The organism is Pseudomonas sp. BT-42-2, from assembly GCF_025847435.2.
GTDB lineage: Bacteria > Pseudomonadota > Gammaproteobacteria > Pseudomonadales > Pseudomonadaceae > Aquipseudomonas > Aquipseudomonas urmiensis.
Genome location: NZ_JAOYTM010000011.1, coordinates 36267 through 59377 on the forward strand (window position 1 = coordinate 36267; position 23111 = coordinate 59377).

At 61.2% G+C, this 23111-nt stretch carries 19 protein-coding genes, 1 tRNA gene and 1 pseudogene; 12 read left to right on the top strand and 9 right to left on the bottom strand.

The window, feature by feature from the left end; genetic code table 11:
- Window positions 1-401: 401 nt before the first annotated feature.
- The 3 genes and pseudogenes from OIU19_RS13500 to mqo form a co-directional block, all read left to right on the top strand.
- Window positions 402-560, top strand: a pseudogene (locus OIU19_RS13500) (HAMP domain-containing protein); the annotation flags it as partial.
- Between the two features lie 171 nt (window positions 561-731).
- Window positions 732-1445: a methyl-accepting chemotaxis protein gene (locus tag OIU19_RS13505; protein ID WP_372353317.1), complete on the top strand. Its 714-nt coding sequence runs from the start codon at window positions 732-734 to the stop codon at window positions 1443-1445.
- A gap of 290 nt (window positions 1446-1735) precedes the next feature.
- A complete protein-coding gene (gene mqo, locus OIU19_RS13510; RefSeq protein ID WP_264235409.1) occupies window positions 1736-3331 on the top strand; it encodes a malate dehydrogenase (quinone) in 1596 nt (531 codons plus the stop codon).
- A 224-nt stretch (window positions 3332-3555) separates the two neighbouring features.
- Here the strand turns inward: mqo and OIU19_RS13515 are convergent.
- Window positions 3556-3632, bottom strand: a tRNA-Pro gene (locus OIU19_RS13515).
- Between the two features lie 81 nt (window positions 3633-3713).
- On the bottom strand, window positions 3714-3935 hold the full coding sequence (locus tag OIU19_RS13520) for a YgdI/YgdR family lipoprotein (protein WP_264235410.1): 222 nt from the start codon (window positions 3933-3935) through the stop codon (window positions 3714-3716).
- 182 nt (window positions 3936-4117) lie between these two features.
- On the opposite strand from OIU19_RS13520, the gene moaB reads away from it, so the two are divergent.
- Window positions 4118-4657, top strand: a complete 540-nt coding sequence (gene moaB, locus OIU19_RS13525; protein WP_264235411.1) for a molybdenum cofactor biosynthesis protein B — start codon at window positions 4118-4120, stop codon at window positions 4655-4657.
- Entirely contained in the window at window positions 4641-5867 is a 1227-nt protein-coding gene (gene glp / locus OIU19_RS13530) for a gephyrin-like molybdotransferase Glp (protein WP_264235412.1), read from the top strand. The genes moaB and glp overlap by 17 nt, the downstream gene beginning before the upstream one ends.
- On the opposite strand, the gene OIU19_RS13535 is transcribed toward glp, so the two are convergent.
- Together OIU19_RS13535 and OIU19_RS13540 are read right to left on the bottom strand one after the other, a co-directional pair.
- Window positions 5856-7103: a glycosyltransferase family 4 protein gene (locus tag OIU19_RS13535; protein WP_264235413.1), complete on the bottom strand. Its 1248-nt coding sequence runs from the start codon at window positions 7101-7103 to the stop codon at window positions 5856-5858. The genes glp and OIU19_RS13535 overlap by 12 nt on opposite strands.
- Window positions 7104-7159: 56 nt before the next feature.
- On the bottom strand, window positions 7160-8614 hold the full coding sequence (locus OIU19_RS13540; RefSeq protein WP_264235414.1) for a mannose-1-phosphate guanylyltransferase/mannose-6-phosphate isomerase: 1455 nt from the start codon (window positions 8612-8614) through the stop codon (window positions 7160-7162).
- A 299-nt stretch (window positions 8615-8913) separates the two neighbouring features.
- Between OIU19_RS13540 and yegS the strand changes: the two genes are divergently transcribed.
- A complete protein-coding gene (gene yegS, locus OIU19_RS13545) occupies window positions 8914-9801 on the top strand; it encodes a lipid kinase YegS (protein WP_264235415.1) in 888 nt (295 codons plus the stop codon).
- Here yegS and OIU19_RS13550 read toward each other — a convergent pair.
- The 3 genes from OIU19_RS13550 to OIU19_RS13560 all read right to left on the bottom strand — a co-directional run bounded on the left by OIU19_RS13550 (window position 9785) and on the right by OIU19_RS13560 (window position 12211).
- Window positions 9785-10444 (bottom strand): response regulator transcription factor, encoded by a 660-nt coding sequence (locus tag OIU19_RS13550; protein ID WP_264235416.1) that lies wholly within the window; start codon window positions 10442-10444, stop codon window positions 9785-9787. The two genes, yegS and OIU19_RS13550, sit on opposite strands and share 17 nt — an antisense overlap.
- A complete protein-coding gene (locus OIU19_RS13555; protein ID WP_264235417.1) occupies window positions 10434-11330 on the bottom strand; it encodes a sensor histidine kinase in 897 nt (298 codons plus the stop codon). Before OIU19_RS13555 ends, OIU19_RS13550 begins: the two co-directional genes overlap by 11 nt.
- Before the next feature lie 389 nt (window positions 11331-11719).
- Window positions 11720-12211 (bottom strand): histidine kinase, encoded by a 492-nt coding sequence (locus OIU19_RS13560; RefSeq protein ID WP_264235418.1) that lies wholly within the window; start codon window positions 12209-12211, stop codon window positions 11720-11722.
- A gap of 353 nt (window positions 12212-12564) precedes the next feature.
- Here OIU19_RS13560 and OIU19_RS13565 point away from each other — a divergent pair, with 353 nt between their 5' ends.
- From OIU19_RS13565 to OIU19_RS13575, 3 genes are all read left to right on the top strand, one after another.
- Window positions 12565-13500 (top strand): chemotaxis protein CheV, encoded by a 936-nt coding sequence (locus OIU19_RS13565; RefSeq protein WP_264235419.1) that lies wholly within the window; start codon window positions 12565-12567, stop codon window positions 13498-13500.
- A 64-nt stretch (window positions 13501-13564) separates the two neighbouring features.
- The gene (locus tag OIU19_RS13570; protein WP_264235420.1) at window positions 13565-14368 is read left to right on the top strand and encodes an MOSC domain-containing protein; all 804 of its coding nucleotides are present in this window, start codon (window positions 13565-13567) and stop codon (window positions 14366-14368) included.
- 386 nt (window positions 14369-14754) lie between these two features.
- Window positions 14755-14997: a hypothetical protein gene (locus tag OIU19_RS13575; protein WP_264235421.1), complete on the top strand. Its 243-nt coding sequence runs from the start codon at window positions 14755-14757 to the stop codon at window positions 14995-14997.
- 264 nt (window positions 14998-15261) lie between these two features.
- Here the strand turns inward: OIU19_RS13575 and OIU19_RS13580 are convergent, their stop codons facing one another.
- The gene (locus OIU19_RS13580) at window positions 15262-17190 is read right to left on the bottom strand and encodes a transglycosylase SLT domain-containing protein (protein ID WP_264235422.1); all 1929 of its coding nucleotides are present in this window, start codon (window positions 17188-17190) and stop codon (window positions 15262-15264) included.
- Between the two features lie 216 nt (window positions 17191-17406).
- On the opposite strand from OIU19_RS13580, the gene OIU19_RS13585 reads away from it, so the two are divergent.
- On the top strand, window positions 17407-19335 hold the full coding sequence (locus OIU19_RS13585; protein WP_264235423.1) for an ATP-binding cassette domain-containing protein: 1929 nt from the start codon (window positions 17407-17409) through the stop codon (window positions 19333-19335).
- Between the two features lie 127 nt (window positions 19336-19462).
- Here OIU19_RS13585 and OIU19_RS13590 read toward each other — a convergent pair whose 3' ends face one another.
- Complete coding sequence (locus tag OIU19_RS13590; RefSeq protein WP_264235424.1) at window positions 19463-19906, bottom strand: universal stress protein; 444 nt, start codon at window positions 19904-19906, stop codon at window positions 19463-19465.
- 109 nt (window positions 19907-20015) lie between these two features.
- On the opposite strand from OIU19_RS13590, the gene OIU19_RS13595 reads away from it, so the two are divergent.
- Both OIU19_RS13595 and fadB read left to right on the top strand, forming a co-directional pair.
- Window positions 20016-20453 carry a hypothetical protein gene (locus tag OIU19_RS13595; RefSeq protein ID WP_264235425.1) on the top strand — a complete coding sequence of 146 codons (438 nt, stop codon included), beginning with the start codon at window positions 20016-20018 and terminating at the stop codon, window positions 20451-20453.
- A 486-nt stretch (window positions 20454-20939) separates the two neighbouring features.
- Complete coding sequence (fadB, locus tag OIU19_RS13600; protein WP_264235426.1) at window positions 20940-23087, top strand: fatty acid oxidation complex subunit alpha FadB; 2148 nt, start codon at window positions 20940-20942, stop codon at window positions 23085-23087.
- Window positions 23088-23111: the final 24 nt, after the last annotated feature.

Below are 23111 nucleotides of genomic sequence, written 5' to 3' on the forward strand. Positions count from 1 at the left end.
TGCAGTTCAAGATCCAGGTGCAGGAGTGGAAGAACGTGCTGCTGCGCGGTCGTCAGCCGGCCGAGCTGGATAAGTACTGGCAGCAGTTCCAGGCGCGCGAGCAACAGGTCCAGCAGTTGCTTGGGCAACTGATCCAGAGCAGCGACGATCAGCTCAAGGCGCCACTTGAGCAACTGCGCGACAGTCATCGGCAGTTAGGCCAGGCCTATGCGCAAGGCCGCCAGGCGTTTCTGGCGGCTGGAGGCGATCCAGTCGCAGGTGATCTGGCAGTCAAGGGCGTGGACCGCGCGGCCAGTGAGCAGATGAGTGTGCTAGTGGAACAATTGCGTGCCGATGCCCGGGAGCGCGCCGCTGCCATCAATGCCAGCGCGCAGCGAACTGTGTGGATCGGCTTGCTGGTGATGCTCGGCTCGGCGCTGCTGGTCGGCGTGCTCAGCCTGTGGCTGGTCAATCGCAGCCTGATCGAGCCGATTCGCCAACTGATCGACTATGTCGCACAACTGAGCCAAGGGCGCTTCGCTGCGCGCGTGGATGACCGCCGTGAAGACGAACTGGGCCGACTGGCCCGGGCGGCCAATACCTTGCGTGACTTCTTGGCCGAGACCATTGGCCGCCTCAAGGACAACGCCGAGGAACTTGAAGGCGCCAGCGGCCAGTTGCGCAATCTGGCCGGGGACATGGCGCGCGGCACGCACGATCAGTTCCAGCGTACCGATCAAGTGGCCACCGCCATGCATGAGATGTCCGCCACCGCTCAAGAAGTGGCGCGTCATGCGGCTGAAGCGGCGCGCGCTGCAGACGATGCCGATCACAGTGCCCAGGCCGGCGAGCAGGTCATGCAGGCCACCATCGACACCATTGCCAACGTCAACCGCGAGATCGCTGGCACCGCTGCGGTGATTCGCGATCTGGAACACGACAGCACGCGCATCGGCAAGGTCCTGGAGGTGATCCGGGGTATCGCCGAGCAGACCAACCTGCTGGCGCTCAATGCTGCGATCGAGGCCGCTCGTGCTGGAGAGGCCGGGCGCGGCTTTGCGGTGGTCGCTGATGAGGTACGCAGCTTGGCCCAACGCACTGCGGCATCGATTGCCGAGATTAATCAGATCATCGAGGCGGTGCAGTCAGGCGCAGTAGAGGCGGTCAAGGCTATCGAGAGTGGCCAGCGGCGCAGTGAAGAGGGGGGCGAGCAGGTGCAGCAGGCGGGGCAGATGCTGCAGCGCATCACTGCGGCGGTGGAGGCGATCCGCGACATGAACCGGCAGATCGCCACGGCGGCTGAGGAGCAGACCAGCGTCGCCGAAGATATTTCACGCAATTTGATCGAAATCACCCGCATCGCTACGGCCAACCAACAGGCCGTGCAGCACACCGAGCAGGCCGGGCAGCGGCTGCATGGTTTGTCCGGGCAGTTGGGTGAAGTGACCTCGCGCTTGAGCGCTTGAAAAAACAGGGGGAAATCCGCCAGATGGCGCTGATACAGGCCAAGCATGTGGCGGATTGTCGCCATAAAAGGCACAGCAATCAGGGTGCGACGACAGGCCTCAGCCATTAGACATTGGTCTTGGTAAAACTGGCACGGAGTCTGCTTAAGGGCGCAACGGCGGTCGTACCCGATTCATCGAAACCCCAGGCGCCGGTTGACACCAGGATCAGCCACGCCAGAACAACAATCCGGGCGTGCATATGCGCAGGGAGCGGTCAGCCAGACACTTCACTTCAATTGGATTGAACTATGAAAAAAATCCTGCTGACGCTCCTGTGCCTGAGCGTCGTCGGCTGCTCCAAGCCTGCGCAACCGGAAAAAACCGTCGACGTCCTGCTGATCGGCGGGGGCATCATGAGCGCAAGCCTGGGGACTTACCTCACTGAGCTGCAACCGGACTGGAAAGTCGACGTCTACGAGCGCATGGACCAGGTCGCCGAAGAAAGCTCCAACGCCTGGAACAACGCCGGTACCGGCCACTCGGCGTTCTGCGAGCTGAACTACACCAGCGAAGGCAAGGACGGCAAGATCGACATCAGCAAGGCAGTTGGGGTCAACGAGCAGTTCGAGATCTCCAAGCAGTTCTGGGCCTATCAGGTCGAGCAGGGCGTGCTGAGCAATCCCAAGTCGTTCATCAACAATGTGCCGCACATGAGCTTCGTCTGGGGCGATGAGAACATCGCCTTCCTGCACAAGCGTGTCGCTGCCCTGCAGCACAGCTCGCTATTCCGTGGCATGGAAATCTCCGAAGACCACGAGCAGATCCGTCAGTGGGTGCCACTGGTGATGGAAGGCCGCTCGCCTGAGCAGAAGGTCGCGGCAACCCGCATGGCCATCGGCACCGACGTCAACTTCGGCGAGATCACCCGCCAGCTGTTCGCCTCGATGAGCCGCAACCCGAACGTCAAGCTGCACCTGCGTCATGAAGTACGCGACATCGTGCGCAACGACAATGGTTCGTGGAATGTGGTGGTGGCGGACCTGGCCGACGGCGGCAAGCAAACTACCGTCAATGCCAAGTTCGTCTTCATCGGCGCCGGGGGTGGCGCGCTCAAGCTGCTGCAGAAGTCCGGTATCCCCGAGGCTGAAGGCTACGCCGGCTTCCCGGTGGGTGGCCAGTTCCTGATGACCGACAACCCTGACGTGGTTGCCCGGCATAAGGCCAAGCTGTATGGCAAGGCCTCGGTCGGTGCACCGCCGATGTCGGTGCCGCACCTGGATACCCGGGTCATCGATGGCAAGGAGGTGCTGCTGTTCGGCCCGTTCGCGACCTTCTCCACCAAGTACCTGAAAAATGGCTCGCTGCTGGACATGTTCGCTTCGCTGACCAGCCACAACATCAGCCCGATGGTGCATGCCGGGATCGACAACATCGACCTGAGCACCTACCTGATGGGCCAGTTGATGCTCAGTTTCGACGACCGGATGAACAACCTGCGCGAGTACTTCCCGAACGCTAAGAATGAAGACTGGAAATTGCTCCAGGCTGGCCAGCGCGTTCAGGTGATCAAGAAGGACCCGCAGCTGGGCGGTATCTTGCAGTTTGGCACTGAAGTGGTGGCCTCCCAGGACGGCAGCATCGCTGCACTGCTCGGCGCCTCGCCTGGCGCTTCGACCGCAGCGCCGATCATGCTGACGGTGCTGGAGAAGACCTTCAAGGATCAGGTCAAGAGCCCAGAGTGGCAGGCCAAGCTCAAGCAGATCGTGCCGACTTATGGCCAGAAGCTGAACAACAACCTTGAGTTGACCAACAAGACCCGTGAGTGGAGCAGCTCGCGTCTGCAACTGCTGTACGTGCCGGTGCAGGCGGAGCAAGCGTTGGCTCAGGCGACTGCGGCGCAGTAAGTCTGGTTGTGAATAGCGCCTCCCTTGGGAGGCGTTGTTTTGTCTGGGATCCGCGTCGGCCTTTTCGCGGGCAAGCCCGCTCCCACAGGCACCTCACCGTTGTTGATGCCGGCGGGGTGTTGGTGGGAGCGGGCTGGCCCGCGAAAAGGCCGGTGCGTATTCAGCAGACGTTCACGCAGACAACAAAAAGCCCGCGCAAGGCGGGCTTTTCGAGAAGCAGGAGTTGGTCGGAGAGACAGGATTCGAACCTGCGGCCTTCTCGTCCCGAACGAGACGCGCTACCTGGCTGCGCTACACTCCGATGAACAAAATCCTACTGCAAGCCATTTTTCGACGCAAGCCCTTGTTGTGAAAAGGCTGTTTGCCAAAAAACAGGGTCAGATCACAGCTCTTTTACCGTGCGGACCTGGTCTTTGTTGATGCGTGTGCGCTTGCCATCGAGCTGCTCGAATTCGTAGAAGCCAGAGTCGTCGTCATAGGAAGGGGTGTCCACCGCCTGAATCTCGCGACCGTCATTCAGGGTGATGACGGTAGGCGATGCACAGCCGGCGAGGGCGCCCAGGCCCAGGGCAAGCAGGAAGGCGGGAAGGGTCCGTTGGATCATCGTGTTTCTCCAGTTCGATGGTGCTTGATGACTGTAAGACGCAGCGCGTCCTCGCAAGTTCCTTGCACAGTGCAGCATAGCGCCAATGCGCAAGGGTTGATGTAGAACAACCCTCGCGGCGATGGCAGGCCGGCCTGTGATATAACAAGCGCCATCGACTTCCCTCCCTGCGACGGATCCCCATGAAAGCCAAGGCAGATACTCCCTTCGTGGCGCTGAACATCGCCGTGCTCACGGTCAGCGACACCCGCACTTTTGACACCGATACCTCTGGCCAGCTGTTCGTTGACCGCTTGACCGCCGCTGGCCATCAGCTGGCGCAGCGCGTTCTGCTCAAGGATGACCTGTACAAGATCCGCGCCCAGGTCGCGACCTGGATTGCCGACGAGCACGTACAGGTGGTGCTGATTACCGGTGGCACCGGTTTCACCGGTCGCGACAGCACCCCTGAGGCGGTCGCGTGCCTGCTGGACAAACAAGTGGACGGCTTTGGTGAGCTGTTCCGGCAGATCTCCGTGGCCGATATTGGCACCTCGACCGTGCAGTCGCGCGCGCTGGCCGGGCTGGCCAATGGCACCCTGGTCTGCTGCCTGCCAGGCTCGACCAACGCGGTGCGCACCGGTTGGGACGGCATACTCGCCGAGCAGCTCGATTCGCGTCATCGCCCGTGCAATTTCGTGCCTCACCTGAAACAGGCAGCGGCCTGTGAAAGCCGTGGTTGAGGGCGTACAGAACCGGCCGTTGATGCCGGTGGAAGAGGCCCTTGAGCAACTGCTGAAACTGGCTGAGCAGGCGCCCATCGCCGAAACCGAAGTGGTCACCTTGGCTGAGGCCGAGGGGCGGGTATTGGCTGAAGATCTGCTGGCGGAGCTGGACCTGCCACCGTGGCCGAACAGTGCCATGGACGGCTACGCCCTGCGACTGAGCGATTGGCAGGGCGAGCCGCTGCCGGTGAGCCAGCGCATTTTCGCCGGCCACGCACCGCAGCCATTACAGCCCGGCAGCTGTGCTCGGATCTTTACCGGCGCACCGCTGCCCGAGGGCGCTGACTGCGTCGAAATGCAAGAAAACGTCGAGGTGCTGGAAGATGGCCGGATAAGTTTTCTCGAGCCGTTGAGAGTCGACCAGAACGTTCGCCCACAAGGTCAGGAGACTCGGGCTGGCGAACAGGTGATGAGCAAAGGCACCCGGTTGGGCCCAATCGAACTGGGCCTGGCCGCGACCCTGGGGCGCGCCCGCCTCAAGGTCGTGCGCAGGGTGCGCGTGGCGGTATTGTCGACCGGTGACGAACTGGTCGAGCCTGGCCTGCCGTTGGGCCCCGGCCAGATCTACAACAGCAACCGCCGCCTGCTCGCCAGTTGGTTGCAGCGCTTGGGCTGCGAAGTGGTGGATGTCGGCATTGTTGCCGATGACCTGCAGGTTACCCGCGATTGCCTGGCCGGCCTGGCTGATGTCGATCTGATCCTGTCTACCGGTGGGGTCTCGGTGGGCGAGGCGGATTATCTGGGCATCGCCCTGCGTGAAGCCGGTGAGTTGGCATTGTGGAAGCTGGCCATCAAGCCGGGCAAGCCGCTGACCTTCGGCCACTACCGCGGGGTACCGGTGATTGGTTTGCCAGGCAATCCGGCCTCGACCCTGGTCACCTTTGGCTTGTTGACCCGGCCTTACCTGCTGCGCCGCCAAGGCGTGGCCGAGGTGACACCGCTGCGTTTCAGTGTCCCGGCAGGTTTCGACTGGACCAAGGCAGGCACCCGGCGCGAATACCTGCGGGCACGGATCGAGCAGGGCAGGGTGCGCATCTACAAGAACCAGAGTTCGGGCGTGCTGCGCAGTGCAGCCTGGGCCGAAGGTTTGGTCGAGGTGCTTGAAGGCAGCACGCCGCGCCAAGGCGACAGCGTGTCGTTCATTCCCCTAAGCGAGCTACTTGGCTGAGCGACCGACCAATACGCCGCCAACGGCTGTGGAGCTTGCCGGTGCCTGCTGGGTCAGGCGCATGTGCACGTTCTCCAGTTGTTGCGCGGCAACGCTCCAGTCGTGACGCTGCCGGGCAAACTGGCGGCCCGACTCGCCCAGTTGGCACATCCGCCATGGCTGATTGAGCAGTTGATTGATCTGCAGGGCCAGCTGACCGCCCTCGTCGCTACCCAGGTAATGCTCGCCATTATTCACCGCAAGGCCCGATACGCCCTTGCTGGTGGTAATCACCGGCAGGCCGGCGGCCATGGCTTCGAGAATCTTCACCTTGGAGCCACCGGCATAGCGTAGCGGGGCGAAGAACAGCGCCGAGCGCCGCTGCAGTTCGCGTAAATCTGGGCGATAGCCAATCCATTCGATGCGCGGGTCGTTCCAGTGCAGCTTCCAGCTCGACGGCAAGGCATGGCCGGCGATCGCCAGGCGTACAGCCGGGTTGCTCATCCACACCTGGGGCAGGATTTCTTCAAGCGCCCATTCGATCGCCTCAAGGTTTGCCCCGTATTCGAAGTTGCCGACAAACAGCAGGCGCTGGCTGTGCAGGGCGGGGCGCACGTCCTGGTAGTAATCGCAGTCCACACCATTGACCACCACATTCACCGGCCTGCCGCTGATCTGGCCGATCAGTTCGGCGTCGTGGGCGCTGACCGCCACCACTTCATTGGGTTGGCGCAATACCCGTTGCTCCCAGCGCCGGTAGCGCCAGCGATCAAATGCATTGAGGGGTCTTAGCCACAGCGGCAGGCGATCCTGGCAGGCTGCGCCCATCACCGACTCGATGGTGTGTTCGCTGAGCATGTAGGGCAGGCCGCGTGCCTGCAGGGCTTTTTCGAACGGCTGGAAGCTATAGCTGTGCTCGATCTGGATGACATCCCAGGGCTCATCCAACAACTGCTCGAACTGGTGGCGCAGGCACGGTGCCAGGCCGTGGATGATCGCCCGCATGGGGTAGTCGATGATCGGCGAGGCCAACAAGTTCAGTGGGCTGTGCAGCGGGCGCCTGGGCAGAACGATCAGGCGCTCGAGCAGCGGCTCCAGGGCGGCGCGGGCGGCATCGCCAAGGGGGACTTTGGACTGCACCAGCAAGGTGATCCGGTGGCCCCGCTCGGCCAACTGGCGCAGCAGGTGATATTGCCGGGTCTTGCTGCCACTGGTGGTTGGCCAGGGCAGGTAGGGCAGGGTCCAAAGTATACGCATCTCCCCAATCCTCGCTGAGCGTCGGTTGTTGGATGGCAAGGCGCGCCCGCAGGCAATCAGCTGACCGCTGCGGCCGGGACGCGTCCATAGATATCAGTAAAGCGTACGATGTCGTCTTCGCCCAGGTACTCACCGCTTTGCACTTCGATCATCACCAGGTCGATCACCCCGGGGTTGGTCAGGCGGTGGGTGCGGCCGGGCTTGATGAAGGTCGACTCGTTGGTGTCGAGCAGAAACTCCTCTTCACCATTGGTCACGCAGGCGATACCGCTGACCACGATCCAGTGCTCGCTGCGATGGTGATGCATCTGCAACGACAACGATTCGCCCGGGCGCACCATGATCCGCTTGATCTTGAAGCGCGGCCCTTCTTCGAGCACGGTGTAGGTGCCCCAGGGGCGGGTGACCGTGCGGTGCAGGCGGTAGGCTTCATGGCCCTGACGCTTGAGTTGCTGGGCGATCACCTTGACCTCCTGGCTGCGCGCGGCATCGGCGATCAACAGGGCATCCGGGGTGTCGATGACGATCAGGTTGTCCAGGCCGACCGCACCCACCAGGCGCCGAGGTGCGTCGATGTAGCAGTTGCTGACGTCGTGCAACACGGTCTCGCCATTGCAGTGGTTGCCTTGGGGGTCGGTCTCGCGCAGCTCGCGCACCGCTTCCCAGCTGCCGATATCGCTCCAGCCCAGCTCGCAAGGGACGACGGCGACTTGGGTCGATTGCTCCATCAGCGCATAGTCGATAGAGATATCGGGGGCCTGGGCGAAGCTGTCTGGGTCGAGCTCCACTTGCAGGGCGCGATCACCTTGCTTGACCGAACTGACCTCCATGCACTGAGCTACGCTTTCCAGCACTTCTGGCGCATGGGCCTGCAGCTCGCGCAGCAAGGTGTCGACGCGCAGGCAGAACATACCGGCGTTCCACAGGTGGCGACCGCCGTCGAGATAGGCTTGCGCGGTTTGCGCGTCGGGTTTTTCCACGAAACGCTCGACTTTATGGCCAAGCTGTTCCAGCGCCTGGCCCTGCTCGATGTAGCCAAAGCCGGTTTCTGCACGGCTGGGGCGCAAGCCAAAGGTGCACAGCCAATCTTGATGGGCCAGTTGCGCGGCTTGGGCGACTGCTTGCTCGAAGGCGGGCAGATCCTGGATCAGGTGATCTGCCGGCAGAATCAGCAGCACGCTATCCTCGCCATAGTGGCGCGCGCAGTGCAGCGCGGCGGCGGCGATGGCGGGCGCGGTGTTGCGCCCACAGGGTTCAAGGATGTAGTCGAGGGCGACGTTGAACGCGTTGACCTGGCGATATTCATCTTGAGTGCGGAAGAACACATCGCGGTTGGTCACCGTCAATACCCGTTCCACGCCCGCGAGGGCACTGGCGCGGGCAAAGGTCTTCTGCAGCAGGCTCTCGCCGTCTGGCAGACGCATGAAGGGCTTGGGCATGGCCTCTCGGGAAACCGGCCAAAGACGAGTGCCGGCACCGCCAGCGATGATACAGGGGATCAGAACGCTCATTTCACAGCCTCGAAGCAAGGCGCTTGGGACAGCGCGATCAAAGGGACTTTCGACCAAAGAAGCAGCGACCTGTCAGGCGTCTGGCGAGGCAAAAAGTCAATTAAATGACTTTTTGGTCCGTCATCGTCCGTGATGGCCAAATATTTGTCGATGATGCACCTCTGGTCCCTGGGTTTCAATGTCATTTGTGTTAATCCGGCTATTTTCTGACGCAATTGCCCTCTGGGTGCAGCAATTCGCCCTCGGCCATGGTCGAGATTGAGGTAGCAACTTTTTCGGTTTACTTGGGGGCACAGGTCATGGGCGAGCGCAAGGCAATGTTGGTCCTGCACGGCAAGCAGGCCTTGAATGAGCAAGTGCGCGAGGCGGTCGGCGCCATGCGTGACCGGGGCTGGATTCTGGATGTGCGCTTGACCTGGGAAGGCGGCGATGCACAGCGTCTGGTCAGCGAAGCGCTGCAGGCCGGTTACAGCCATATCGTCGCCGGTGGCGGCGACGGCACGTTGCGGGACGTCGCCGAGGCCATGGCACAGGCCAGTAGCCACGCCAGCTTGGTGCTGTTACCGCTGGGTACCGCCAACGATTTCGCCAAGGCTGCCGGCGTACCTTTGGAGCCCGCCGAGGCGTTGGCTTTGCTCGAACAGCCAGCGCATTCGATCGACCTGGGCAGGGTGGGTGATCAGCTGTTCCTGAACATGGCCACCGCAGGCTTTGGTAGCCAAGTCACGGCCAATACTTCTGAGGATCTGAAAAAGGTCTTGGGCGCTGCCGCCTACCTGTTCACCGGACTGTCGCGTTTCAGCGAGCTGCAAGCGGCCTCGGTCGAACTGCACGGGCCGGACTTTCAGTGGCAGGGGGATTTATTGGCATTAGGGATTGGCAACGGTCGTCAAGCCGGCGGCGGGCATGTGCTGTGCCCGGACGCACTGGCCGATGACGGCCTGCTCGACATTGGCATCCTGCCGGCCCCGCAGGAAATGGTCGGCGCCTTGCGAGACCTGTTGGCCGGAGAGGGGTTATTCGTTCGCGCGCGTTTGCCTTGGGTGGAGATCAAGAGTTCGCAGGGCCTGGACATCAATCTCGATGGCGAGCCGCTGCAGGCGGACAGCTTGCGTTTCGAAGTGCTGCCCTCGGCCTTGCGGGTGCATTTGCCAGCAGGCTCGCCAGTGCTTAGTCGTCCAGACTGATGATCTTCTCGCGTACGGCAAACAGTACCAGGCCGGCGACATCGTAGATCTGCAGGCGCTTCATGATCTGCGAGCGGTGAGTTTCTACGGTTTTGATCGAAAGGCCCAGGCCGTTGGCGATTTCCCGGGTCGACTTGCCACGTACGATCAATCGCAGGATCTCTAATTGGCGCGCGGTGAGGTTGTGGCGGTCGACGCCAAGCGGCTTGCCGTTTTGTGCGTGTAGCAGGGCCTGATTGATTACCGTGTGAGCGATCGCCGGGCTTAGATAGCGTTCATTGGCGCGCAACGCAGTCAGTGCCTGCTCCAGTTCAGTGGCAGTGGTGTCCTTGAGCAGGTAGCCATGAGCGCCGCTTTCCAGCGCGCGCATGATCAGCTCTGGATCGGTGTGCATCGACAGAATCAGCACTTTGCAGCTGTGGCCATTGGCGCGCAGGTAGGTTAGGGCGTCCAGGCCGCTGGTCGAGCGCATGGAAATGTCCAGCAGCACGATGTCTGGATTCAAGCGCTGAACCAGATCGAGCAATTGATCGCCATCATCGGCTTCGCCGACCACCAGATAGCCCGGGATGTCGGAAACCAAGGCGCGAACGCCCGCGCGGATGAGCGAGTGGTCATCCACCAGCAATAGTCTACAGGTCATGGGTGGCGGGGGTCCTGGCGCGTTCATGGGTGCGCGGTGGCCATGGGAACAGGGCCTCGATTCGGGTGCCTTGGTTGGGCTGGCTGATGACGGTCAGGCTACCTTGCAGCGCGGTCGCCCGCTCGTGCATGCCAGCCATCCCGCGCTGCCCGGCCTCAGCCGGGTTGTTGGCCGGTATGAAGCCGCGGCCGTCATCCTGGATGGTCAGGGCCAAGCCTTCTGGAGTGCGCCGCAGATGGATCTTCAGATTGCGCGCTTGCGCATGACGCAGCATGTTGGTCACTGCCTCTTGGGTAATCCGGAAGGCCGCCATGGTTGCCGCTTCGCAAATGCCGCCCAGGCGCTGCTGGCATTCCAGGCTCCAATTTACCCCGCTGTTGGCCAGGGTACGTACCAGGTGCGCGCGCAGGCTCGCTTCAAGGCCGAGGCTGGCCAGTTGGCGCGGGTTGAGCAAGGCAGAAACATCGCGCACGTTGGTCAAGGTGTCGTCGAGGGTCGTGCGCAGGGTAGCGCATTGCGCTTGCAGCTCACCGGGGATGCGCCGTTGCAGCCAATCGAGCTGCAGCTTGGCGGCAGTCAACAGCTGGCCAATGTCATCGTGCAGTTCACGGCTCAAGCGCTGGCGTTCGCTTTCCTGGACTTTGAGCATTCGATCGGCAAGCTCGGCCGGGCGCAGGCTGATCGAGCGCGCCCAATGACGCAGCTGCCAGCCTACCCCGGCCATGGCGATTGCCTGCAGCAGGAGCAGGCCCAGGGGCATCGGTAAGGCTTGGCAGTACCACACCAAGTTGGCCGCCAGCGATGCCACACACAGCACAGTGGTTGTCCAGCGCAACACGGCGATGCGGGAGCAGCGACGCTGTGGGATCTTCAAGCGTGGGAGCATAGATAGGGAAGCCACTGAATTATTGCTGTTGGAGGCCGTTGCACGTGTCTGACCAGAGGCTTGGGCATCCTGCTTTCAATCAATCGCCGAGCGCGTATTTAATTGATGGCTATCTGCGATGCCTGCATTCGTTTGCGCGCATGGTATCACTTCAAGTTCATTTGGTCGCGGCTGGCTAACTGTCTGAAACCTCAGGATTTACGGGGCACTGGGGAGGTGTGGGGTCGCATCCTTAACTAGCAAAATGCCATTATCCGGTGGATTGTCTGGGTTCAACCTTCAACTAAGCTGTTGCGCCGGGCATTACTGCGCTCGGAACTTTCCCTATAGTTTAAGTTAGAGCCTGCAATGGTAGTTACTTGCAATCTAGTTGCCGGCCAGCGCTGGTCTTATTTGCCCTGCGGATGAAGGTGGAGCGCCACGTGCGGGTGGTTACAGAGGTGATCGTTTGCCTGGCAAGGCGCACACGTTTGCGTAAACGGTTGGCCTAGAGCAGTGGCCAGGTCACCGAGTAGCTGGGTCTGTTCGCAGGTGTCCAGGTTCAAGCGCCCTGTGCGTGCATCGACTAGCTCCAGTTGCCAGGCAAGCAGGGTCAGGCAGGCGGCCACTGCTGGCAGAGCTTGCGCTTCGAGCTGTGGGTGCTGGCACGCGGGTGCGAGCAGCTGTCCCAGTTCGTCGGCATAGTGAGCCACTTCCTCCAGGCCCAGGTCTTTTGCCCGCTGCGCCAGCGTGCCCAGAGTGTCATCTAGGCAATGGCAGGCATCAGGGTCGTTGTCGATCAGCTCAAGGTGTTGCAGGCACTCTTGGGCCTTGGTCAGCAAGATCTGCGCATCCAGCAGAAAGTCCTGCAGCGCGCTGCTGTTCAGCGGGGTGCTATCCATCATGAGGCTCCAGCGTGCGAGGCTGAAGCAGGGCTGGGCCACACCAAGTCGATCGCGTGCAAAAGCCTGACTCCGTTCATGCAATGAGAATGGCGTCACATTAATGGCTAATGGATATCGCGAACATCAGGTTGCACCCGATTGCTACCTAGGGGAAACCCTGATAGGTGGTCGGGTTGGGACAGAAGTCCCAAGTGTGTTCGGGCAGGAGGTGTGGCAGCAGTAAAGCATGATGGTAAAGTGATATCAATCGTCCGGGTGGCTTTTTCCGTGAGGGGTCAAGCTGCGCTCAAAGTCGCCGATACAGGACAGATGATTTCACTTTTCCCGACTCAAGCCTGGGGGTTTTTCCAATGGCCGGCATTCTCGATACGGTAGACCAACGCACCCAACTGGTAGGTGAGAACCGCCTGGAAATCCTGATGTTCCGTCTGGCCGGTCGCCAGTTGTTCGCGATTAACGTATTCAAGGTCCAGGAAGTCCTGCAGCTGCCCAAACTGACCCTGATGCCGCAACGTCATGCCTTCGTCTGTGGGGTGGTCAACCTGCGCGGGCAGACCTTGCCGGTGATCGACCTGTCCCAGGCCATCGGCATGCGTCCTCTGCAGCCGGGGCCTGATAGCACCATTATCGTCACTGAGTACAACCGATCGGTGCAAGCCTTCCTGGTGGGCGGTGTCGACCGCATCGTCAACATGAACTGGGAGGCAATCATGCCACCGCCGACCAGCGCTGGCCGTCAGCACTACCTGACCGCGATCACCAAGGTCGATGAGAAGCTGGTGGAGATCATTGACGTCGAGAAAGTGCTCGCCGAGATCGTTCCGTACAGTGCCAAGGTCTCCAATGACAAGCTCGCCGACCCGATCCTGGCGCGCGCCCGCGGGCGCGAGGTGCTGTTGGTCGACGACTCCACCGTGGCCCTCGCGCAGTTGCGTGACACGCTGTCGCAGCTGGGGGTCAAGCTGCACGTGGCTAGCGATGGCCTTAAGGCTTTACGCATGCTCAAAGGCTGGGCCGATGCGGGCGAGGATCTCTGCGAAAAGCTGTTGATGATCTTTACCGACGCGGAAATGCCAGAGATGGATGGCTATCGGCTGACCACCGAGATTCGCTCCGATGCGCGTCTGCGCGGGCTTTATGTAGTGCTGCACACCTCGTTGTCGGGTAGCTTCAACGAATCGATGGTGAAGAAGGTAGGGTGCGACAACTTCCTCTCCAAGTTCCAGCCGGATCGTCTGGTGGATGTGGTACGCCAGCGCTTGTTGCTTGATCACGCCCCCGCTTGAGCACTGCGCGCGCCGTCCACCGGGTATAAGCTAGGCGTTTTCGACTGGCATGAGGCGGGCAGGGATGTTTCTGAGTGCGTTGTATCGGTATCCGGTGAAGTCGTGTCAGGCGCAAAGCCTGGCGACCAGCGCGGTAGATCTGCTGGGGTTGCAGGGTGATCGGCGTTGGCTGGTGGTGGAAGAGTCCAATGGCCGATTTCTTACCCAGCGGGCTTGGCCGCGGCTGACGCAGCTTGAAGCCAGCGTAGGCCCGGCGGGGCAGTTGCTGCTTCAGACGCCTGGGCAGATGGCGCTGGAAGTGGCTGTGCCGGGCGTCGATGACGACCTGCGTGGGGTGACTATCTGGCGTGACACCTTGCGTGTGCCGGATGCCGGCGATGCGGCAGCGGCATGGCTCAGTGAGTTGCTCGGCAAGCCGGTGCGTTTGGTGTACTGCCCGCAGCAGCGTGCGCGCTACCTGCCTAGCGGGTATGGGCTGAACAGTGATCGGGCGGCGTTTCCGGATGGCTTTCCTTTGCTACTGATTGGGCAGGGCTCGCTCGATGAGCTGAATCGGCGGATTGGCCGGGACATGGAGATGCTGCGGTTTCGGCCGAACCTGGTGGTGCAGGGGGGTGAGCCTTTTGCCGAGGATGGCTGGAAGCGGATTCGTATTGGCGATCTGACCTTTCGGGTGCTCAAGCCTAGTGTGCGGTGCATTCTGACTACGCTTGATCCTGGGACGGGGGAGCGTAGTGCCGATCGGGAGCCTTTGGCGACGCTGAAGATGTTTCGGGAGCGGGAGGGGGATGTGCTGTTTGGGCAGAATCTGGCTGCGGATGGGGCGGGGGAGATTGCGGTTGGGATGGGCGTTGAGGTGCTTGAGTAGGTTTCGGGGTTCTCGCGTTATGAGATATCCAGGCTAATTGGCTGATTTCCTGTGTTTCGTATTTTGTGCACATATCCATTCACGATGGAGACATTTAGGCCCCTTTCCGCCCTTACGGTGGGTCACTTTTGGTCGTGGCCAAAAGTAACCAAAAGCCGTGCGCTCCACCATCCGGCCCTACGCTGCGCTTCGGGTCCCCTCGCTTCGGTGCCTTCCGGGCCCGCGCGGCCTCCTGAAGTCGCGAAGTTAGTGGCGGCGACTGGGCAGGCGTTATCTGGCGATAGCGCCATGTGTGGTGATATACCGGCCTCTTCGCGGGCAAGCCCGCTCCTACAGGTACCGCGTAGATTTAAGTCCAGCGTTGAGCCAGCACTGACACCACGCAGATGCTGCGAATCCCGCAAACCCTGTGGGAGCGGGCTTGCCCGCGAAGAGGCCAGAACAAACAATACAAAACAGAAAAATCAAATCTTGGCTTTGGCTTTGGCTTTGGCTTTGGCTTTGGCTTTGGCTTTGGCGAGAGCGCAGCGATTCGCCTGCTCTTGATGTTCGTGCGCGCAATTCCAGGCGACGCAGATTCGCGACTTCAGGAGGCTGAGCAGAGGTGCCTGGAGGGCCAGGTGCGTTAGCACCCTTCGGCGTAGCCGAAGGCGCGAGATGTAGATTTGCGCAGCAAATCGTAGGCCGCGCGGGCCCGGAAGGCGCCGGCGCGAAGGGACCCCGGAGCGTAGCGTAGGGGCCGTATGCAGGAGCGAGCGGCTTTGCCTACTTTGGCCAAGACCAAAGTAGGCCGCCGTAAGGGCGGAAGGGGCCAGTAGCGCCGCCACATCAAACGGATAAGCTCAAATCTCTAAAAGCCCAAGCCCAAGCCCAAGCCCAAGCCCAAGCCCACCTCACATATCGTCAAAATACCGCTCATGCCAATCCACCAAAGGCTGCGGCGAATTCAGCTTCTGCCCATAAATCACCGAATAAGACAGCACGTTCTGCACATATTGGCGCGTCTCATCGAATGGAATCGACTCAACCCAAACATCGAAACTCAAATGCTTGGCCCCCTTGAGCCACTGCCGCACCCGCCCAGGCCCAGCGTTGTAGGCCGCCGAGGCCAACACCCGGTTGCCATTGAACTGCCCATGCACCTGGCTCAAATAAGCCGCACCCAGCTGAATGTTCTTGTCCGGATTAAGCACCTGCGACGGCGAGGCCAGAGGAATACTGAACTTGCGCGCAGTTTCCTTGGCCGTGGCCGGCATCAACTGCATCAAGCCGCTGGCACCCACCGGAGATCGAGCATCTTCCATGAAGGCACTTTCCTGTCGGGTAATGGCAAACACCCAGCTGGAGTGCAGGCCGCGGACCTTGGCCTCACGCACCAGGGTATCGCGGTGCGCCATTGGGAAGCGGATGTCCAGGTCGTCCCAGTACTGCGCCTGGCTGATGGTGCGAATAGCTGGGAAGTACCAGCGCAAGTCGTACGCCAGGCGCGCCTGGGCGACCATCTCGTCACGGTTGAAGTGCCGGCTGACGTGGTACCACTCACGGCGCCCCTCGACGATCTGGCCGCGTGCGTGGAATTCCAGCGCGCGACGGATACCCGGGGTATTACGCACCTTGTTGACCAACTGCGGGCTCAGCACCAGCGGCCTGTTGTTCAGCTGATAAGGCGTCTGCGCCCGATCGGCCGCAAGGAAGCCATAGAAGTCGCGCTCACGAGCCACAGTCTTGTACAGCAGCGGGATCTGCGGGTTGTTCGGCTGGGCGAGCTCCAGGCTACGGGCCTGCCAGTAACGCCAGCGGCTGCTGCTGGCCAGGTCCTGGGGCAGGCGCTTGGTCAGCTCGTAAGCTTCTTCCCAGCGGCCCAGACGCAACAGTAGGCGCAGGCGCCATTCGCTGACGGTGTTATCGCGCAGCTCAGGATCGTAGCGGGTCATCAAGTCGAGTGCGCGTGGGTCGTAGCGGCGCGCCAGGGTCAAGCCGATTTCGCGAGCGATGGCGACCTTTTCGTCGCGCGAGAAGTGCATGCGCTGGGCGTAGTCATCGAGCAAGGCCATGGCCCGCTCAGGGTTTTGGCGGGCGAGCCGGCGCAAGCCTAGGCTGACCACGTCGGACATCGCTTCATTGACCGGGGTAAAGCGCGAAGGCTGGTTGAGCAGCTCGGGCTTTTGCGCCACATCGATCAGCAGTTTGCCTTGCGGGGCGAGGGTGGTCAGGGTCTTTACCAAGCTGTTGGCCAGGGCGTAGTTACGCGTTTGGGCAGCAAGCTTGGCGCGTTCCCAGCGCTTGGCCTCGGTCAGTTGGCCTTCGGCTGCCCACATCGCGAACAGGGTGTCGCAGGCCGCCGGTTGCGACTTGCCGACGTTCCACAGTTTTTCGGCGCTGGCAAAGCCTTCGGCGCGTTTGCCATGGCTGAGCTGATACTGGCCATTGATGCAGTCCAGTTCGGTGAAGTTGAGCTTGGGGTCGTAATACTTGGCGAACGTGTTCCATTCGCCGCGCTCGGACAGCCAGCGTAGCCAACGCAACTTCATCCAGTTGGCTTGAGGCAGATCGCCGTGCTTGGCGAGGAAGCCTTCGATTTCTTCGTTGCTGGCGCTTTTCAGGCGGGCGGTCAGCTCGTCATAGGCCAGGTAGGGCGTCAGTGGATAATCACGCAGGGCCTGCGAATAACGCAGGTAGGGGCCTTTGTCGCCTTTGGCCAGGGCGCGTTTGGCTTCGTCGTAGTACTGACGTTGCTGGGTAAGGTCGGCGGCCTGCGCCGCACTGGCAGTGGCGGCGGTGATCAGCAGGCAAGAAGCAATCTGTAACAGGCGGCTGCGCATGATACGTCCGGGCAGTTGAACCATGGGAAAGTGACGGCGAGGCCAGCACTGTTGTATTGCGTAAGCTTAGCCGTTTGCGCGCTGGCGGTGAAAGCACTGCGCTTGTATCCAACTGTTAAGTTCGACCAGATGTCGCAAAGCGTTTGCGCTGGCGTTGACTTGATGCCGGCAAGGGTCAAGTCAGGTAGAATGCGCGCCCAGTTTTTGGAGATGATCATGACCCTACTCAAATTAAGCGATGTGTCCCTTGCGTTCGGCGCCATGCCGCTGCTGGACAAGGTTTCCTGGCAGATCGCCCGTGGTGAGAGGGTGTGCATCATCGGTCGCAACGGCACGGGCAAGTCGAGCATGCTGCGCCTGGTCAAGGGCGAGCAGAAGCCCGACGATGGTGCCATCTGGCGCGCTCCGGCGTTGAAGATCGGCGAACTGCCGCAGGAACTGCCGGTGGCCGACGAGCGCACCGTGTTCGATGTAGTCGCTGCCGGCCTGGATGGCGTCGGTGAACTGCTCGCGCAGTACCATCACCTGAGCCAGAACATCCACAACGATGAAGACCTGGACAAGCTCATGCATGTCCAGCACGAGCTCGAAGCGCGTGACGGCTGGCGCCTGCAGCAAGTGGTCGACAGTACCCTGAGCCGCCTGCAACTGCCGGCCGACAAAACCCTGGCCGAGCTTTCCGGTGGCTGGCGTCGCCGGGTACTGCTGGCCCAAGCGCTGGTGTCCGAGCCGGACCTGCTGCTGCTCGACGAGCCAACCAACCACCTGGACATCGGTGCCATCGCCTGGCTGGAGGAGGCTCTGAGCGGTTTCAACGGCGCTGTGCTGTTCATTACCCATGACCGTTCCTTCCTGCAGAACCTGGCCACGCGCATCCTTGAACTGGACCGTGGTGGCCTGATCGACTGGAACGGCGACTACGCCAGCTTCCTGGTGCACAAAGAAGCCGCACTGGCCGCTGAAGAAACTGCCAACGCGCTGTTCGACAAGCGCCTGGCCCAGGAAGAGGTATGGATCCGCCAGGGCATCAAAGCCCGGCGGACCCGTAACGAAGGTCGCGTGCGCGCCCTCAAGGCCTTGCGTGTCGAGCGTGGTGAACGCCGCGAGCGCCAGGGCAAAGCCAATATCCAGATCGAGTCGGCGGAAAAATCCGGCAAGCAGGTGATGGTCCTGGAAAACGTCAGCTTCGCTCACCCGCAAGGGCCGATGCTGGTCAAGGACTTCTCCATGGTGCTGCAGCGTGAGGACCGTATCGGCCTACTGGGCGCCAACGGTACCGGCAAGACCACCTTGCTCAAGCTGATGCTCGGTGATTTGCAGCCCACCGGCGGCAAGGTCGAGAGCGGCACCAAACTGGAAGTGGCTTACTTCGACCAGATGCGTCACCAGCTCGACCTGGAAAAAACCGTTATCGAAAACTTGGCCGAAGGCCGCGATTTCATCGAGATCGATGGCCAGAACCGCCATGTCCTGAGCTACCTGGGCGACTTCCTGTTCAGCCCGCAGCGTGCTCGTACGCCGGTCAAGGCGCTGTCGGGTGGTGAGCGTGCGCGTTTGCTGCTGGCCAAACTGTTCAGCAAACCGGCCAACCTGCTGGTGCTGGACGAACCGACCAACGACCTGGACGTGGAAACCCTCGAGCTGCTCGAGGAGGTGCTGTGCAACTACAAGGGTACGGTACTGATGGTCAGCCACGACCGGGCCTTCCTCGACAACGTGGTCACCAGCACCCTGGTGTTCGAAGGCGAGGGCAAGGTGCGTGAATATGTCGGCGGCTACGAAGACTGGATCCGTCAGGGCGGCTCGCCGAAGCTGTTGGGCGTGACCGAGAGCAAGGGCGGCAAGTCCGAGCTCAACAGCGCTGTAGTGGAGAAAACGGTTGAAGCACCGGCGCCGGTTAGCGCAGCACCGGTGGCAGATGCCAGCAAGAAGAAGCTCAGCTACAAGCTTCAGCGTGAGCTGGAAGCCTTGCCGGGGCAGATTGATGTGATCGAGCAGTCCATGGCCAAGTTACAGGAAGAAGTCGGTTCGCCGAGCTTCTACCAGCGGCCGATCGGCGAGACCTCGGCGGTGCTGGCCAAGCTTGAGAAGCTGCAGGCTGAGCTGGACGTGCTGGTTGAGCGCTGGGCTGAGCTGGAGGGTTAAGGTGCGGCACTTGCGGTGATTGGGCGAGCCTCATCGCGGGGCAAGCCGCTCCCACGCCGCTGGCACTGAAAGCGCTGGCGTGGGAGCGGGCTTGCCCAGCGATGAGGCCGGTCAGAACCCCGCAGCCTTAGCTTTCCTTCTTCAGCAGACGCACCGCCAGCACATCGCACGGTGCACCATGCAGCACGTCATTGGCGGTGGAGCCCAGTAGCAGCGCCAGGCCATGACGACCATGGCTGCCGACCACGATCAGGTCGCACTGTTGATCCTTGGCCAGCTGATGAATCTCTTGGCGCGGCTGGCCGTAGACCAGGTGCGAATCACCGCGGTTGATATCGGGGTACTTGTTGTACAAGCGCTCCATGCGCTCTTTGGCCTGGTCGAACTGCTGCTGTTGCAGCTGCGACAGGTCCATCGGCACGTCACCGCCAAAGGCCATGGCCATCGGCTCGACGATGTGTACCAGCGATACCTTCGCGCCGTTAGCCAGAGCGATCGCCTTGGCGCGCTTGATCACCGGGTCGCATTCTTCGGTCAGGTCGACGGCGACCAGAATATGTTGGTATTCCATGGGTGGTACTCCTGACAATCGCGATAGTAGAAGTATGGTCGCTTTCGCGCCGATTAACGTGAAACCTGGCTAACCAGCTCATTTGCAACGCTTTATGGGATCTACAGATATGACGGTATGGCTGGTGGTGTCAATCCTTGCGCTGATTCTCAGCCCTCTGGCGTGGTTGCGCCCCTCACGCAAACAGAGCGAGCAGATGAACCTGCGCCTGGAAGGTCGGCGTATGGGGCTGGCCATGCAATTGGCGCCGCAGCAGTGGCCGCACTGGCTACAAAACCAACCGCCAAGCCCTTGTCCGCAGTATCACCGGGCGCGGCGCAAAGGGCGCGACGATTGCTGGGCCTACTGGCAGGTGAGTCCCGGGGTATGGTGGAACACGTGGCGTGAGCCTTGTGCCGATCCACGCCTGATCGAGCAATTTTCCCGCCTGCCAGGCAATGTCTACCTGGTCGAGGCCAATAGCCAAATGATCGCTCTCTACTGGGGAGAGCGCGGCGATAGTTCTGTGTTGCAGAATATTGCCCAGACCTTGGAAACCCTCGCTTAAACCCTAAAAACGACATCGCGGGGCAAACCCGCTCCCGCGTTAGCGTGGAGTGGGCTTGCCCCGCGATGCGTTCTGCAGCCGCAGAAAGGCCAGGCAGGCCGGGAAACATTCAACTCGCCCCTCACTATAGCTAGCCTCAGCGAATTTGCGATCGGCCAAACGCATTTTCTCTCCCGCCTTTATGTTTATGGCCGCCATGAATGTCTGGCGATCACTGTCATCAGGGTTTGCACCCACGCGTTGCAAAATGACCGGAAAGTCGCGTTTTCACACTGCTTGCGAGCATTTGACAACGTCGATCATTTCGGAGAATGTGTGCATACCCAAATCAAACGGGCGTATGAATTGAGCGTTTGTATGTCAGACCGCTCGTACGAATCCCGACTATCGCGCTGACGGGTGTGCCTGGTAAGACCGCTGAATAGACAGCGTTTCAGCCAGCGTTCGGCGTGTACAGTTCAGCTTCCATATCGTGGAGATCAGTTGATGATTTACGAAGGTAAAGCCATCACGGTTAAGGCTCTTGAAAGCGGCATCGTCGAACTCAAGTTCGACCTCAAGGGTGAGTCCGTCAACAAGTTCAACCGCCTGACCCTGGACGAACTGCGCCAGGCCGTAGCTGCCATCAAGGGCGACGCTTCGGTCAAGGGCGTTATCGTCAGCAGTGGCAAGGATGTGTTCATCGTCGGCGCCGACATCACCGAATTCGTCGACAACTTCAAGCTGCCCGAGGCCGAACTGGTCGCTGGTAACCTGGAAGCCAATCGCATCTTCAATGACTTCGAAGATCTCGGCGTGCCTACTGTGGCTGCCATCAACGGCATCGCTTTGGGCGGTGGCCTGGAAATGTGCCTGGCCGCCGACTACCGGGTCATGTCCAGCAGCGCCAAGATTGGCCTGCCGGAAGTCAAGCTGGGCATCTACCCAGGCTTTGGCGGCACCGTGCGCCTGCCGCGCCTGATCGGTTCGGACAACGCCATCGAGTGGATTGCCGCCGGTAAGGAAAACCGTGCCGAAGACGCCCTGAAAGTCGGCGCAGTCGACGCTGTAGTCGCGCCTGAGCTGCTGCAGGCTGCCGCCCTGGACCTGATCAAGCGCGCTATCAGTGGTGAGCTGGATTATCAGGCCAAGCGCCAGCCCAAGCTTGAGAAACTCAAGCTCAATGCCATCGAGCAGATGATGGCCTTCGAAACCGCCAAAGGCTTCGTTGCCGGCCAGGCGGGTCCGAACTACCCGGCGCCGGTCGAAGCGATCAAGTCCATTCAGAAAGCGGCCAACTTCGGCCGTGACAAAGCGCTGGAAGTCGAAGCCGCAGGTTTTGCCAAGCTGGCCAAGACTGACGTCGCCGCCAGCCTGATCGGCCTGTTCCTCAACGATCAGGAGCTCAAGCGCAAGGCCAAGGCACATGACCAGATCGCCCAGGACGTGAAGCAGGCCGCCGTGCTCGGCGCCGGTATCATGGGTGGCGGTATCGCCTACCAGTCGGCGGTCAAGGGTACGCCTATCCTGATGAAGGATATTCGTGAAGACGCCATTCAGTTGGGTTTGAACGAAGCCTCCAAGCTGCTCGGCAACCGCGTCGAGAAGGGCCGCCTGACCCCGGCGAAGATGGCCGAGGCGCTCAATGCCATTCGCCCGACCCTGTCCTATGGCGACTTCGCCAATGTCGACATCGTCGTCGAGGCGGTGGTCGAGAACCCCAAGGTCAAGCAAGCCGTGCTGGCTGAAGTGGAAGGCCAGGTCAAGGAAGATGCGATCCTCGCTTCCAACACCTCGACCATCTCCATCAACCTGCTGGCCAAAGCCCTCAAGCGCCCAGAAAACTTCGTCGGCATGCACTTCTTCAACCCGGTGCACATGATGCCGCTGGTGGAAGTGATCCGTGGCGAGAAGTCCAGCGAAGTGGCCGTGGCCACCACCGTTGCCTACGCCAAGAAAATGGGCAAGAACCCGATCGTGGTCAACGACTGCCCGGGCTTTTTGGTCAACCGCGTGCTGTTCCCGTACTTCGGCGGCTTCGCCAAGTTGGTCAGCGCCGGCGTCGACTTCGTGCGCATCGACAAGGTCATGGAAAAGTTCGGCTGGCCGATGGGCCCGGCCTACCTGATGGACGTGGTCGGTATCGACACCGGCCACCACGGCCGCGACGTGATGGCCGAAGGCTTCCCGGACCGCATGAAGGACGATCGCCGCTCTGCCGTCGACGCCCTGTACGAGGCCAATCGCCTCGGCCAGAAGAACGGCAAGGGCTTCTATGCCTATGAGACCGACAAGCGCGGCAAGCCAAAGAAAGTCGCCGATGCCAGCGTGCTGGATGTGCTCAAGCCGATCGTCTTCGAACAGCGTGAAGTCAGCGACCAGGACATCATCAACTGGATGATGATCCCGTTGTGCCTGGAAACCGTCCGTTGCCTGGAAGATGGCATTGTCGAAACCGCCGCCGAAGCCGATATGGGCCTGGTGTACGGCATCGGCTTCCCTCCCTTCCGTGGGGGCGCGCTGCGCTACATCGACTCGATCGGGGTCGCTGAGTTCGTCGCCCTGGCCGACCAGTACGCCGATCTGGGGCCGCTGTACCACCCCACCGCGAAGCTGCGCGAAATGGCCAAGACTGGCCAGCGCTTCTTCAACTGAGCGCCCAAACGAGTTAGAGCGAGA

Bases quoted from the DNA above. Each gene is read 5' to 3' on its own strand.
- OIU19_RS13535 (WP_264235413.1), bottom strand. From the start codon at position 7,103: ATGCGTATACTTTGGACCCTGCCCTACCTGCCCTGGCCAACCACCAGT.
- yegS (WP_264235415.1), top strand. From the start codon at position 8,914: ATGGGCGAGCGCAAGGCAATGTTGGTCCTGCACGGCAAGCAGGCCTTG.
- OIU19_RS13555 (WP_264235417.1), bottom strand. From the start codon at position 11,330: ATGCTCCCACGCTTGAAGATCCCACAGCGTCGCTGCTCCCGCATCGCC.
- OIU19_RS13560 (WP_264235418.1), bottom strand. From the start codon at position 12,211: ATGGATAGCACCCCGCTGAACAGCAGCGCGCTGCAGGACTTTCTGCTG.
- OIU19_RS13580 (WP_264235422.1), bottom strand. From the start codon at position 17,190: ATGCGCAGCCGCCTGTTACAGATTGCTTCTTGCCTGCTGATCACCGCC.
- OIU19_RS13565 (WP_264235419.1), top strand. From the start codon at position 12,565: ATGGCCGGCATTCTCGATACGGTAGACCAACGCACCCAACTGGTAGGT.
- OIU19_RS13520 (WP_264235410.1), bottom strand. From the start codon at position 3,935: ATGATCCAACGGACCCTTCCCGCCTTCCTGCTTGCCCTGGGCCTGGGC.
- OIU19_RS13505 (WP_372353317.1), top strand. From the start codon at position 732: ATGCATGAGATGTCCGCCACCGCTCAAGAAGTGGCGCGTCATGCGGCT.
- OIU19_RS13595 (WP_264235425.1), top strand. From the start codon at position 20,016: ATGACGGTATGGCTGGTGGTGTCAATCCTTGCGCTGATTCTCAGCCCT.
- OIU19_RS13575 (WP_264235421.1), top strand. From the start codon at position 14,755: ATGCTGCGAATCCCGCAAACCCTGTGGGAGCGGGCTTGCCCGCGAAGA.
- OIU19_RS13570 (WP_264235420.1), top strand. From the start codon at position 13,565: ATGTTTCTGAGTGCGTTGTATCGGTATCCGGTGAAGTCGTGTCAGGCG.
- moaB (WP_264235411.1), top strand. From the start codon at position 4,118: ATGAAAGCCAAGGCAGATACTCCCTTCGTGGCGCTGAACATCGCCGTG.
- OIU19_RS13590 (WP_264235424.1), bottom strand. From the start codon at position 19,906: ATGGAATACCAACATATTCTGGTCGCCGTCGACCTGACCGAAGAATGC.
- OIU19_RS13585 (WP_264235423.1), top strand. From the start codon at position 17,407: ATGACCCTACTCAAATTAAGCGATGTGTCCCTTGCGTTCGGCGCCATG.
- OIU19_RS13550 (WP_264235416.1), bottom strand. From the start codon at position 10,444: ATGACCTGTAGACTATTGCTGGTGGATGACCACTCGCTCATCCGCGCG.
- OIU19_RS13540 (WP_264235414.1), bottom strand. From the start codon at position 8,614: ATGAGCGTTCTGATCCCCTGTATCATCGCTGGCGGTGCCGGCACTCGT.
- mqo (WP_264235409.1), top strand. From the start codon at position 1,736: ATGAAAAAAATCCTGCTGACGCTCCTGTGCCTGAGCGTCGTCGGCTGC.
- fadB (WP_264235426.1), top strand. From the start codon at position 20,940: ATGATTTACGAAGGTAAAGCCATCACGGTTAAGGCTCTTGAAAGCGGC.